Below are 12,320 nucleotides of genomic sequence, written 5' to 3' on the forward strand. Positions count from 1 at the left end.
GGCTGTGGCTTCGCTGTTTAACGCCGTTTTCGGCATGCTGATGGCCTGGATCCTGACGCGTTATCGCTTTCCCGGCCGTGCGCTGCTGGACGGGCTGATGGATCTCCCTTTTGCGCTGCCGACGGCGGTTGCCGGTCTGACGCTGGCCGGGCTGTTCTCGGTTAACGGCTGGTACGGTCAGTGGCTGGCGCAGTTCGATATTAAAGTTTCCTATACCTGGCTGGGCATTGCCGTGGCGATGGCCTTTACCAGCATCCCGTTTGTGGTGCGCACGGTGCAGCCGGTGCTGGAGGAGCTGGGGCCGGAATATGAAGAAGCGGCCCAAACGCTGGGTGCAACGCCATGGCAAAGTTTCCGCCGCGTCGTGCTGCCGGAAGTAGCGCCAGCGCTGCTGGCGGGCACCGCGCTCTCTTTTACCCGCAGCCTGGGTGAGTTCGGCGCGGTGATCTTTATCGCGGGCAATATCGCCTGGAAGACGGAGGTCACCTCATTGATGATTTTTATCCGTTTGCAGGAGTTCGATTATCCGGCGGCCAGCGCCATTGCGTCAGTCATTCTTGCCGCCTCTCTGCTGCTGTTATTTGCGATTAATACGTTGCAGAGCCGCTTTGGCCGACGCCTGGGAGGTCACTGATGGCCGATGTAACCCAACTGAACGGCCTGGAGCGCCAGCGGATTAACTGGGGTAAATGGCTGCTGATCGCCGTCGGCGTGCTGGTTTCGTTTTTACTGCTGGTGGTGCCGCTAATCGCCATCTTTACCGAAGCGCTGGCGCAGGGCCTTGGCGCGGCGCTCAGCAATCTCAGCGATGGCGATATGCTGCACGCTATCTGGCTGACGGTGCTGGTGGCGTTGATTACCGTACCGGTTAACCTGGTGTTCGGTACGCTGCTGGCCTGGCTGGTAACGCGCTTTACCTTTCCGGGCCGTCAGCTGTTGCTGACGCTGTTCGACATTCCCTTTGCAGTATCGCCGGTAGTGGCCGGTCTGATCTATCTGCTGTTTTGGGGCGTTAACGGGCCGGTAGGCGGCTGGCTGGATGCGCATGCTATTCAGCTGATGTTCTCCTGGCCAGGCATTGTGATGGCGACGGTCTTTGTAACCTGTCCGTTTGTGGTGCGCGAGCTGGTGCCGGTAATGCTCAGTCAGGGCAGTCATGAAGATGAAGCGGCGGTGCTGTTAGGCGCCTCCGGCTGGCAGATGTTTCGCCGCGTTACGCTGCCAAACATCCGCTGGGCGCTGCTGTATGGCGTGGTGCTGACCAATGCGCGCGCCATCGGCGAGTTTGGTGCGGTCTCGGTGGTATCGGGATCGATTCGCGGCGAGACCTATACCTTGCCGTTACAGGTTGAATTACTGCATCAGGACTATAACAGCGTAGGCGCCTTTACCGCCGCCGCGCTGCTGACCCTGATGGCGATAGTGACACTGTTTCTGAAAAGCGCACTGCAATGGCGATTAGAGAACCAGCAGAAGCGTTTACAGCAGGAGGAAAATCATGAGCATTGAGATTAATCAGATCAATAAATCTTTTGGCCGTACGCGGGTGCTTAATGACATCTCGCTGGATATTCCTTCTGGTCAGATGGTGGCGCTGCTGGGACCGTCCGGCTCCGGTAAGACTACGTTGCTGCGCATTATTGCCGGGCTGGAACATCAGAACAGCGGTCAGATCCGTTTTCACGATAAAGATGTCAGCCGCCTGCATGCGCGCGATCGCCAGGTCGGCTTTGTTTTCCAGCATTATGCGCTGTTTCGTCATATGACGGTGTTCGACAATATTGCTTTTGGCCTGACGGTTCTGCCTAAGCGTGAACGGCCTTCCGCCGCCGCCATTAAGCAGAAGGTGACGCAGCTGCTGGAGATGGTACAGCTGGCGCATCTGGCGAACCGTTATCCGGCTCAGCTTTCCGGCGGCCAGAAACAGCGCGTGGCGCTGGCGCGCGCGCTGGCGGTCGAACCGCAGATTTTGCTGCTGGATGAGCCTTTCGGCGCGCTGGACGCCCAGGTGCGTAAAGAGTTGCGCCGCTGGCTGCGTCAGCTGCACGAAGAGCTGAAGTTCACCAGCGTCTTTGTCACCCACGATCAGGAAGAAGCGATGGAAGTGGCCGATCGGGTGGTGGTTATGAGCCAGGGCAATATCGAACAGGTCGGTACGCCGGATGAAGTGTGGCGTGAACCGGGCAGCCGTTTTGTGCTGGAGTTCCTCGGCGAGGTAAACCGTTTCGATGCGGAGGTTCACGGTTCGCAGTTCCACGTCGGCGCGCACCACTGGCCGCTGGGTTACACGCCAGCGCAGCAGGGCGCGGTCGAGCTTTTCCTGCGTCCCTGGGAAATTGATGTCAGCCGTCACAGCAGCCTGGAAACGCCGCTGTCGGTGCAGGTGCTGGAAGTCAGCCCGCGTGGCCATTTCTGGCAGCTGGTTGTGCAGCCCGTCGGCTGGCCGGCTGAGCCTTTCAGCCTGGTGTTTGATGTCGATCAGGCTGCGCCGCAGCGCGGCGAGCGTCTCTATGTTGGCCTGCAGCAGGCGCGTCTCTATCAGGGAAATACCCCGCTGCGCACGGTTGCCTTTGCCGAAAGCGCCTGATATTTTCTGAATCCTCTTACTCTGTTTGGGCGGGATATTCCCGCCCGCACTATTTTGCCTGCCGGGAACCAAACCGTGACGACTCTGGAAACCACTATCGGCAATACGCCGTTAATTAAACTACAGCGCCTGGGGCCAGCCAACGGCAGTGAAATCTGGCTGAAACTGGAAGGGAATAATCCAGGGGGCTCGGTGAAGGATCGGGCGGCGCTGTCGATGATCCAACATGCGGAACAGCGCGGTGAAATCACGCCGGGCGATCTGCTGATCGAGGCGACCAGCGGCAACACCGGCATTGCGCTGGCGATGATCGCGGCGATGAAAGGATACCGCCTGAAGCTGCTGATGCCGGACAACATGAGCCAGGAGCGTCAGGCGGCGATGCGCGCTTATGGCGCCGAGCTGCTGCTGGTCAGCCGCGAGCAAGGCATGGAGGGCGCGCGCGAGATGGCGCAGGGGATGGCGGCGCGTGGCGAAGGCAAGGTGCTGGATCAGTTTAATAATCCTGATAATCCGCTGGGCCACTACGCCACCACCGGCCCGGAAATTTGGCAGCAAAGCGCCGGGAAACTGACGCATTTTGTTTCCAGCATGGGCACCACCGGCACCATTACCGGCGTCGGGCGCTATCTGAAAGAGCAAAATCCGCAGGTGCAAATTATCGGGTTGCAGCCAGAAGAAGGCAGCAGCATTCCGGGCATTCGCCGCTGGCCTGCCGCCTGGATGCCGGGTATCTGGCGTCCTGAGTTAGTCGATCGCATTATCGATATGGCGCAGACCGAAGCGGAAGAGACGATGCGCCAGCTGGCGCGGCGTGAAGGGATTTTTTGCGGCGTAAGTTCCGGCGGCGCGGTCGCGGGCGCGATCCGCGTTGCGACGGAGCATCCCGGCAGCGTCGTGGTGGCGATTATCTGCGATCGCGGCGACCGCTATCTTTCCACCGGCGTTTATCAGTAACGCGGGCGCGTAGCAATCTGGCAAACAATCGCTGAAATTGCGGTGTGCAAAGTGCATGCAAAAGAGTAAAGCGGGCGCATAGTAGCCTGGCAAACAATCGCTGAACTTACGGTGCGGGGAGTGCAGGCAGAAGAGTAAAGCGTCCCGCGCCAGGGACGGCGCGGGCCGAGCCGTCATGGATGACGTTTTTGCGTCTTTACGATCGGCCTGCATTCCCCGCACGGGCACCGATTTATGTACTCTCCGCGCTTTGCGTTGGGCAATCTGTTGCCCCGGTACGGGAACCGATTCGGTCAGCGTCCTTATTCGCGCTCCAGCGCATGAATTGGATCGAGTCGCGCCGCGCGCCTCGCCGGGAAGAAACCGAATATCACGCCGATCAGGCTGGAGCAGACAAAGGCCGCCACAATCGAGAAGGGCGAATAGATCATGCTGAAGCTGCTGGTGGTCTGCGCCAGAATAATGCCCGGCACCAGCGACAGCAGCACGCCGATAATCCCGCCGGTCAGACAAACCAGCACCGCCTCAATTAAAAACTGCTGCATAATATCGCTGGCACGCGCGCCGACCGCCATACGGACGCCGATTTCCCGGGTTCGCTCGGTTACCGATACCAGCATAATATTCATCACGCCAATGCCGCCTACCAGCAGGGAGATCAGGGCAATCATCGCCACCAACAGCGTCATGGTATCGGTGGTGCGCTCAATGGTCTGGCGGATGCTGTCGGTATTCAGGATAAAGAAATCTTTGCCGTTGTGACGCTGCGTCAGCAGACGTGTAACGCCCTGTTCCGCCAGCTCCAGATCGACATTATCCCGTACCCGTACGGTAATGCCACTGAGCCAGGTCTGTCCGACCATTCGTTTCATTACCGTGGTATAAGGCACCCAAAGATTAAGGTTGCTGTCGCTGCCGAAGCTGCTCTGGCGCGTGGCCACGCCGATAATGCGCACCGGCATATTGCCCAGAATCACCACCTGGCCCAGCGGATCCTCGCCGTTGGGAAACAGTTTCTTTAGCGTGTTCTCATCAATCACCGCTTCCTGCGCCAGAGTGTCAACGCCCTGGCGATCGAAAGCCATTCCCTGCGATAACTGATAGCCGCGCACGGCAAAGAACTGTTCGCCAACGCCGTTGACCATCACCGACAGCGCCTGATTACGGTATTTCAACGTGCTGCTGCTGGAGAGGGAAGGGGTCACGCTATGAACATAGGGCTGTCCGGCCAGCGCATCTGCATCGCTGGCGCGCAGCGTCTGGATCGCCGACGAGTGCATATCGCCGAAATCATTACCGGGAAAAACATCCAGCGTGCTGGTGCCCATCGCGCTGATCTCTTGCAATATTTTTTGCTGCGAGCCTTTGCCCAGCGCCACCACCGCTACTACCGATGCGATACCGATAATAATGCCGAGCATGGTCAGAAAGGTACGCAGACGCTGTGACAGCATGGAAACCAGCGCCATGCGAAAGGCTTCGCTCAGCCGATCGCGCGCGGCGCGCCAGGCTTTGCCTGCGGTACGGGCGGTTATCTGGCGGGCACTGACTGGCTGAGACGTTTGCCGCTGGCTGTCGCTGAGGATCTCCCCGTCGCGAATTTCAATAATACGCTGGGCGTGCCGGGCAATCTGCATATCGTGCGTCACGATAACAATGGTATGCCCCTGCTGATGCAGGTCATGCAAAATACGCATTACCTCTTCGCCGCTGTGGCTGTCGAGCGCGCCGGTAGGTTCATCGGCAAGGATCACCTCGCCGCCGTTCATCAGGGCGCGCGCAATACTGACGCGCTGCTGCTGACCGCCGGAGAGCTGGCCGGGCCGATAGTGCAGGCGTTCACCGAGGCCGAGGCGGGTAAGCAGGGCGGCAGCGCGCTCACGGCGCACCTGCGGCGCCTGTCCGGCATAGATGGCGGGCATTTCCGCGTTGCCTAAAGCCGTTAGCTCGCTCAGCAGGTGATAGCGCTGAAAAATAAAGCCGAAGTGTTCACGACGCAGCGCCGCCAGCGCATCGTTATCCAGCGAGGAAACGGCGCGATCGGCAATGCGATATTCGCCGGCGCTGGGTTTATCCAGACAGCCGAGAATATTCATCAGCGTTGATTTACCTGAGCCGGATTGCCCAACGATCGCCACAAATTCGCCGGAATCGATCGCCAGGTTAATATTACGCAGCACTTGTACCTGCTGTTCGCCGTTCTGAAACGCGCGGCAGATATTCGTCAGTTGTAACAGCGCCATTATCGTGGCCCCATTCCCGGACCGCCAGACGCTGCGGTTACGCTGCGCTGCCCTAATACCACTTTCTCGCCAGGCTTCAGGCCGGAGATGATTTCCGCTTCGACATTATCATTCAATCCTACTTCAACCTGACGTCGGGTCGCTTTCTGGTTCGCGTCTACTACCTGGACCGAGGTTTTGCCGTCAATGGTATCGATCGCGGTTGCCGGGATCACAATGGCATTTTGGCGTTCACCCAAAACGATATGCACTTCCGCCGACATGGAGATGCGCAGGCGATGATCCGGGTTCGGCACGTCAAACAGGCCGTAATAGTAGATAGCCGTTTTCGTGCTGGAGCTGCTGGAGGAGGAGCTGGTCAAGCTGCTGGTGCTGTCGGTGTTAATTGAGTCCGGGGCGGGCTCAATTGCACGCAGCGTCGCTTCATAGCGCTTTTGCGGCTCGCCGAGAATGGTAAACCAGACTTTCATGCCCGGCTTAACCTTAATTACGTCCGCCTCGGAGATCTCCGCTTTAACCGTCATGGTATCGAGATTGGCGACCTTGATAAGCGTTGGCGCGCTTTGTACGGCGTTGACCGTCTGGCCCGCTTCGACCGGTACCGAGACGACGGTGCCGTCAATAGGGGAAACGATACGGGTATAGCCGAGATTGACCTGCGCGGTGTTGACTTCGATCTGCGCCTGGACAATTTGCGCATCCAATGCACGGATTTCCGCTTCGGTGGTACTTAAGGTGGCCAGCGCATCATCGTAATCCGCTCTGGCCGTCAGGTTTTTGCTCAGCATCGCTTTCTGGCGGGCAAAGGTGGCGCGATAGTTACTCAGCTGTGCTTCTTTGGCCGCGCGCTGAGCTTCGATATTTTTAAGCGCCGCCTGCGCGTTTTGCAGGGCGTTTTGCTGCGTCATGCTGTCGATTTCCGCTACCAACTGGCCCTGTTTAACCTGGTCGCCCAGTTCGACCAACAGCTGCTTGATCTGGCCGGAAGCCTGCGCGCCGACGCTTACCAGCTTGCTGGCGGTCAGCGTGCCGTCAGCCAGCACCGATTGCTGTAGCGGGCGCTGTTCCGCGGTCGCCGTTAAAAATTCTGCCGGCGCCTTACGCTGATGCAGCAGCGCCCAGGCGATAACAACAACTACAATCAAAAGCATCAGCAGTAAGAATCCCTTACGGCTGAAAAGGGTGCGGCGTAATGCCATGACAAATATCCCTGGTACGGAGAAAGCACTGGTATAGCGTAAAAGCCTGCCACAATAAAGCGAAACGACAGCTTAATATGGCGATAATCTCTGTAAGGATTGAGTAAAACCGGCTGCGTATTTTTCCGCTTAAGGTCAAAATAGCGCCAACCGCTTGTGAGAGTACGCGAATGAAAATTCTGTTAGTTGACGATGACCTCGAATTGGGCACCATGCTCAGCGAATATTTACTTGGCGAAGGCTTTGACGCAACCCTCGTGCTGACCGGACAGGCTGGCGTGAATGGTGCGCTGTCCGGCAATTTTCAGGCGATGATCCTGGATATTATGCTGCCGGATATGAGCGGCATCGACGTGCTGCGTCAGGTGCGGCAAAGCAGCCGGATACCGGTCATTATGCTGACGGCGAAAGGCGATAATATTGATCGGGTTATCGGGCTGGAAATGGGCGCCGATGACTATGTGCCGAAACCGTGTTATCCCCGTGAGCTGGTGGCGCGCCTGCGCGCAGTGCTGCGCCGTTTTGATGAGCTGCCTGCCCAGCAGGAGAAGAAGGATGTGGTGCGCTGGCGCGATTTGACGCTGAATCCGGCAACGCGCATTAGCGAATGGAAAAATACGCCCTTCGATTTGACCGCTTCCGAGTTCAATCTGCTTGACCTGCTGCTGCGCGCGCCCGATCGCGTAGTCTCGAAAGATGAGCTGTCTGAAAAAGGGCTGGGGCGCCCGCGCGAAGCCTACGATCGCAGCGTGGATGTGCATATCAGCAATATCCGGCAAAAACTCTCCAGCCTGACCGGTGATGCGATCAATATCGAAACCGTGCGCAGCATTGGCTATCGCATTCGATGAATACCCGCTTTCGTGGTCGGCTGTTCTGGAAAATCCTGTTTGGCTTCTGGCTGGTGTTTTTTCTCATCAGTCAGCTGCTGTGGCTGGGATTTACCCTGTATGGCAAACATCGTGAGCCGCCGGAACATATTGCGACGCGGCGTATTGTTAATCTTCAGATGGCCTCCGCCGTTTCGGTGTTAAAGCACGGCGGTTTACCGGCGCTGGACGATATGATGTCGGACTGGCCGCCTGGTGACCGCCGCTTTTTCTCCGTTACGCTGATGCCGGTTCCACCGCAGGAAATCCCACGCCAGCAGCTTTTGCCGACCTCACAGGACGCCGGCGTGCCCGATCGGGTTATTGAATGGGTTACCGGCGCGGATGGCAAACAGTATCAGCTGCGCTATGACGTGAAAGGGCTGCGTGAAGACAGCGAGATGGGCGGGCCGCCGCGTAAAATCCTTAATATTCCAGAGCCGGTATTCTGGTTTGCCGGCCTGATGGGGTTACTGTTCAGTTCATTACTGGCGTGGAACCTGTCACGCCCGATGCGTCAGCTGCGTTCCGGTTTTACCCGCGTTTCAAACGGCGATCTTTCCGTGCGCCTTTATCCACAAATGCGGCGTCGCCATGACGAATTTTCAGTGGTTGCGCGTGACTTCGATGCCATGGTGGAACGGCTGGCGGTGCTGGTGAAAGCGCGTGAAGAACTGCTGCATGATATTTCCCATGAGCTACGTTCACCGCTGGCACGGTTGCAGCTGGCGACGGGGCTGGCGCGTCAGACGCCGGAGTCGGTTAATGTATCGCTTGACCGCATTGATGAAGAGGCGCGACGGCTGGATAAAATGATTGGCGAGCTGCTTACGCTTTCGCGCGCTGAAAATGAAAAGATGCCCGACGAACAATATTTCGATCTGTACGGCCTGCTGGAAACCGTGGTTAACGATGCGCGTTATGAAGCGCAGTTGCCCGGCGTCGAGATAGTGCTGGAAGTAGAGCAGAACGCCGATTACACCGTAAAAGGCAATGCCGAGCTGGTGCGGCGCGCGGTGGAAAACGTGGTGCGCAATGCGCTGCGCTATTCATTGCAAGGGCAGCAGGTGCGCGTAACGTTAAAACCCGATAACGGTTGGCTGTCGGTTTGCGTTAGCGACAGCGGACCGGGCGTTGACGCCGATAAGCTTTCCAGCATTTTCGATCCCTTTGTGCGCGTCAATTCGCCGATGCAGGGCAAAGGCTACGGTCTGGGCTTATCTATCGTGCGTAAAGTGGTGCTGGCGCATCATGGCGAGGTGCAGGCGGTCAACGGGCGTAACGGTGGATTGGAGATGACCATTCGCTTACCGCACTGGCAAAGTCATTAAGCAGCAGCGTTTTGTAGCAGGCAATAAAAAACGGCACCTTGCGGTGCCGTTTTAGCTGAAGCTTAAGCCGTTATTTTTTAATGCGAATAACCGGCGTTTCGCCAACGGTAACCTGACCGGTCAGTTTGGTCAGCTCTTTGATCTCATCCATGTTAGAGATCACAACCGGCGTCAGCGTAGACTTCGCTTTTTCTTCCAGCAGCGGCAGATCAAATTCGATGACCACGTCGCCTTTCTTCACTTTCTGGCCTTCTTCCGCGATGCGCTTAAAGCCTTCGCCTTTCAGCTCTACGGTATCAATACCAAAGTGAACAAACAGCTCGATGCCACTATCTGATTCGATAGAAAACGCATGATTGGTTTCGAAAATTTTGCCGATGGTGCCGTCTACCGGCGCAACCATTTTATTGCCTGCCGGTTTGATGGCAATACCATCACCTACAATTTTCTCCGCGAATACGACGTCTGGCACGTCTTCAATATTTACGATCTCACCAGACAGCGGGGCGACGATCTCAATGGTGCCAGATGCGCTTTCTGTTTTATCGCCAAAAAGTTTGGATAAAAAACCCATGATCTTCTCCTAAGCAGTAATGTTGGGCCAGCGTATCGCGGAATCAGCAGAGTGTTTTTTCTTTAATGAACTTGTTGACCAGGTTCATCAACTCTTCCGCGGTCGGTTGAGCCAGAGCCTGCTCTGCTAATGCCTTCGCATCTTCGAAGTTCGTGTTGCGAATGATCTTCTTGATGCGCGGGATAGAAATGGCACTCATGCTGAATTCATCCAGCCCCATTCCCAGTAACAGTAGTGTAGCACGTTCATCACCTGCCAGCTCACCACACATGCCGGTCCACTTGCCTTCGGCGTGAGAAGCATCGATAACCTGCTTGATCAGACCGAGAACCGACGGCGTCATTGGGTTATAAAGGTGCGAAATCAACTCGTTACCGCGATCGACCGCCAGAGTATACTGCGTCAGATCGTTTGTCCCAATACTAAAGAAATCGACTTCTTTCGCCAGATGGCGAGCGATAACGGCGGAGGCTGGCGTTTCCACCATGATACCGACTTCGATCGCTTCATCGAACGCTTTGCCTTCTTCACGCAGCTGGGCTTTCAACATCTCCAGCTCCGCTTTCAGGAAGCGTACTTCTTCGACGGAAATGATCATTGGGAACATGATACGCAGCTTACCAAACGCAGAGGCGCGCAGAATGGCACGCAGCTGTGCATGCAGAATTTCTTTACGATCCATGGCGATACGAATAGCACGCCAGCCAAGGAACGGGTTCTCTTCTTTCGGCAGGTTCATGTACGGCAGATCTTTGTCGCCGCCGATGTCCATAGTACGGACGATGACCGCCTGTGAGCCCATCGCTTCCGCGACGGCTTTATAGGCCTGGAACTGTTCTTCTTCCGTTGGCAGCGCATCGCGATCCATAAACAGGAACTCGGTACGGTACAGGCCAACGCACTCAGCGCCGTTACGTTCTGCGCCCGGAATGTCGCGCACGGTACCGATGTTCGCGCCAACTTCAACCTGATGGCCGTCCAGCGTAATAGCCGGCAGGTCTTTCAGTTTCGCGAGTTCATTTTTCTCGCTCAGATACTGGTGCTGTACTGCTTTCAGCTCTTCGATGACTTCAGCAGTCGGGTTAACGTAAACCTTGTTGTTAACGCCATCCAGAATCACATGATCATCGTTCTTAACGCGACTGGTGACGTCACCGGTGCCGACAATAGCAGGCAGCTCAAGAGAGCGCGCCATAATGGACGTATGAGAAGTACGACCACCAAGATCGGTAATGAAGCCCAGCACTTTTTTCAGATTCAGCTGTGCAGTTTCAGACGGCGTCAGATCTTTCGCTACCAGAATAACTTCGTCTTTGATCGCACTCAGGTCGACAATGTGCAGACCCAGAATGTTTTGCAGCAGACGTTTGCCGATATCGCGTACGTCAGCAGCGCGTTCTTTCAGATATTCATCATCCAGCTCTTCAAGCGCTTTGGCCTGGCCTTCGATCACGCTGTGCGTCGCCGCGTCGGCGGTAGCCAGTTCATCTTTAATCAGGCTGATGATTTCTTGTTCCAGCTCTTCGTCTTCCAGCAACATAATGTGGCCTTCGAAGATCGCTTCTTTTTCTTCGCCGAAGGTTTCGCCAGCTTTTGTTTTTATCGCTTCAAGCTGTTCGGCTGCTTTGCGGCGGCCTTCAATAAAGCGCGCTACTTCTTGATCAACCTGATCGGCAGAAATTTTCTTCCGGTTGATAACGATTTCATCTTCCTTCAGCAAAAGTGCTTTGCCGAAAGCGATACCCGGTGATGCTAAAATGCCTGAAATCATAACCCTACCTTTATTATAACGATGCCTACCAGGCGAAACGAGGTGCCAGAATCCTGCGGAACCGTACTGTACGGATGCAACAACGCGGACATAATGTCCGCGATCAATATGTTTGCACTCAGTTGCCTGATGAAACGGTTTTTAGGCGGCTGGACGCTTACTCAAGTTCAGCCATCAGTTTAACCAGATGCTCAACGGCCTGCTGCTCATCTTCACCTTCAGCAGACAGCGTCACCACGGTGCCCTGAGTCAGGCCCAGAGTCTGCAACTTGAACAGGCTTTTTGCACTGGCGGATTTGCCGTTAGAGGTCACGGTGATTTCTGAAGCAAACGCTTTGGCTTCTTTAACGAACTGAGCTGCCGGACGAGTGTGCAGGCCATTAGGAGCGGTGATGGTAACTTCTTGCTGGAACATTATGTTTCCCCAACTTAATTAGGTTTGGTGTTTTGTATCTAAAGTCTAGCCTGGCGGCCAAACTTTAGCCTGTGAAGGTCGCGCTGGTTCGAGTACAGAACTCACCAAAAAATGCGCAGTTAAGGTATGAGAGCGGACGGGGCAAAAAAACAGGGGTTTTCGCTTCGCTGCTCTACTCCTCATTATGCCGCGTGTTGCGCTATTCCGCCAAATCAGTAAATCGATTCAGCTTGATCCAATTCAAACCGCGATTAATTTTGCGGTTCGAAATAATTGTCAGCTTAAATACCAGAGCTACCAGAGTGAATCAATCTTAAGGTTGGTAGAAGTTTGATGTAGGCCACAAAAAAGCACCCCGAAAGGCGCTTTTTGCA

At 55.9% G+C, this 12,320-nt stretch carries 11 protein-coding genes; 6 read left to right on the plus strand and 5 right to left on the minus strand.

The window, feature by feature from the left end; translation table 11 throughout:
- The 4 genes from cysT to cysM form a co-directional block, all read left to right on the plus strand.
- A partial coding sequence (gene cysT / locus P3C52_RS05135) for a sulfate/thiosulfate ABC transporter permease CysT (RefSeq protein ID WP_275554128.1) occupies positions 1–634 on the plus strand: 634 nt, incomplete at its 5' end.
- Positions 634–1,509, plus strand: a complete 876-nt coding sequence (gene cysW / locus P3C52_RS05140) for a sulfate/thiosulfate ABC transporter permease CysW (RefSeq protein WP_275554129.1) — start codon at positions 634–636, stop codon at positions 1,507–1,509. The genes cysT and cysW, both read left to right, overlap by 1 nt.
- On the plus strand, positions 1,499–2,587 hold the full coding sequence (gene cysA, locus P3C52_RS05145; protein WP_275554130.1) for a sulfate/thiosulfate ABC transporter ATP-binding protein CysA: 1,089 nt from the start codon (positions 1,499–1,501) through the stop codon (positions 2,585–2,587). Before cysW ends, cysA begins: the two co-directional genes overlap by 11 nt.
- A 75-nt stretch (positions 2,588–2,662) precedes the next feature.
- Complete coding sequence (cysM, locus tag P3C52_RS05150; RefSeq protein ID WP_275554131.1) at positions 2,663–3,544, plus strand: cysteine synthase CysM; 882 nt, start codon at positions 2,663–2,665, stop codon at positions 3,542–3,544.
- Between the two features lie 302 nt (positions 3,545–3,846).
- Here cysM and P3C52_RS05155 read toward each other — a convergent pair whose 3' ends face one another.
- Complete coding sequence (locus tag P3C52_RS05155; RefSeq protein ID WP_275554132.1) at positions 3,847–5,787, minus strand: MacB family efflux pump subunit; 1,941 nt, start codon at positions 5,785–5,787, stop codon at positions 3,847–3,849.
- Complete coding sequence (locus tag P3C52_RS05160; RefSeq protein WP_275554133.1) at positions 5,787–6,986, minus strand: efflux RND transporter periplasmic adaptor subunit; 1,200 nt, start codon at positions 6,984–6,986, stop codon at positions 5,787–5,789. Before P3C52_RS05160 ends, P3C52_RS05155 begins: the two co-directional genes overlap by 1 nt.
- A gap of 170 nt (positions 6,987–7,156) precedes the next feature.
- Here P3C52_RS05160 and P3C52_RS05165 point away from each other — a divergent pair, with 170 nt between their 5' ends.
- A complete protein-coding gene (locus P3C52_RS05165; protein WP_275554134.1) occupies positions 7,157–7,837 on the plus strand; it encodes a response regulator transcription factor in 681 nt (226 codons plus the stop codon).
- Positions 7,834–9,186 (plus strand): ATP-binding protein, encoded by a 1,353-nt coding sequence (locus tag P3C52_RS05170; RefSeq protein ID WP_275554135.1) that lies wholly within the window; start codon positions 7,834–7,836, stop codon positions 9,184–9,186. Before P3C52_RS05165 ends, P3C52_RS05170 begins: the two co-directional genes overlap by 4 nt.
- 70 nt (positions 9,187–9,256) lie before the next feature.
- Here the strand turns inward: P3C52_RS05170 and crr are convergent, their stop codons facing one another.
- The 3 genes from crr to ptsH form a co-directional block, all read right to left on the minus strand.
- Positions 9,257–9,760: a PTS glucose transporter subunit IIA gene (gene crr / locus P3C52_RS05175; protein ID WP_103061325.1), complete on the minus strand. Its 504-nt coding sequence runs from the start codon at positions 9,758–9,760 to the stop codon at positions 9,257–9,259.
- A gap of 43 nt (positions 9,761–9,803) precedes the next feature.
- Complete coding sequence (ptsI, locus tag P3C52_RS05180) at positions 9,804–11,531, minus strand: phosphoenolpyruvate-protein phosphotransferase PtsI (RefSeq protein WP_275554136.1); 1,728 nt, start codon at positions 11,529–11,531, stop codon at positions 9,804–9,806.
- 157 nt (positions 11,532–11,688) lie between these two features.
- Entirely contained in the window at positions 11,689–11,946 is a 258-nt protein-coding gene (gene ptsH / locus P3C52_RS05185) for a phosphocarrier protein Hpr (protein WP_038624898.1), read from the minus strand.
- Between the last annotated feature and the right edge of the window lie 374 nt (positions 11,947–12,320).

Origin of the sequence: Mixta sp. Marseille-Q2659 (assembly GCF_940807255.1) — a bacterium.
Classification (GTDB): domain Bacteria; phylum Pseudomonadota; class Gammaproteobacteria; order Enterobacterales; family Enterobacteriaceae; genus Mixta.

Bases quoted from the DNA above. Each gene is read 5' to 3' on its own strand.
- cysW (WP_275554129.1), top strand. From the start codon at position 634: ATGGCCGATGTAACCCAACTGAACGGCCTGGAGCGCCAGCGGATTAAC.
- cysA (WP_275554130.1), top strand. From the start codon at position 1,499: ATGAGCATTGAGATTAATCAGATCAATAAATCTTTTGGCCGTACGCGG.
- P3C52_RS05155 (WP_275554132.1), bottom strand. From the start codon at position 5,787: ATGGCGCTGTTACAACTGACGAATATCTGCCGCGCGTTTCAGAACGGC.
- P3C52_RS05160 (WP_275554133.1), bottom strand. From the start codon at position 6,986: ATGGCATTACGCCGCACCCTTTTCAGCCGTAAGGGATTCTTACTGCTG.
- P3C52_RS05165 (WP_275554134.1), top strand. From the start codon at position 7,157: ATGAAAATTCTGTTAGTTGACGATGACCTCGAATTGGGCACCATGCTC.
- P3C52_RS05170 (WP_275554135.1), top strand. From the start codon at position 7,834: ATGAATACCCGCTTTCGTGGTCGGCTGTTCTGGAAAATCCTGTTTGGC.
- crr (WP_103061325.1), bottom strand. From the start codon at position 9,760: ATGGGTTTTTTATCCAAACTTTTTGGCGATAAAACAGAAAGCGCATCT.
- ptsI (WP_275554136.1), bottom strand. From the start codon at position 11,531: ATGATTTCAGGCATTTTAGCATCACCGGGTATCGCTTTCGGCAAAGCA.
- ptsH (WP_038624898.1), bottom strand. From the start codon at position 11,946: ATGTTCCAGCAAGAAGTTACCATCACCGCTCCTAATGGCCTGCACACT.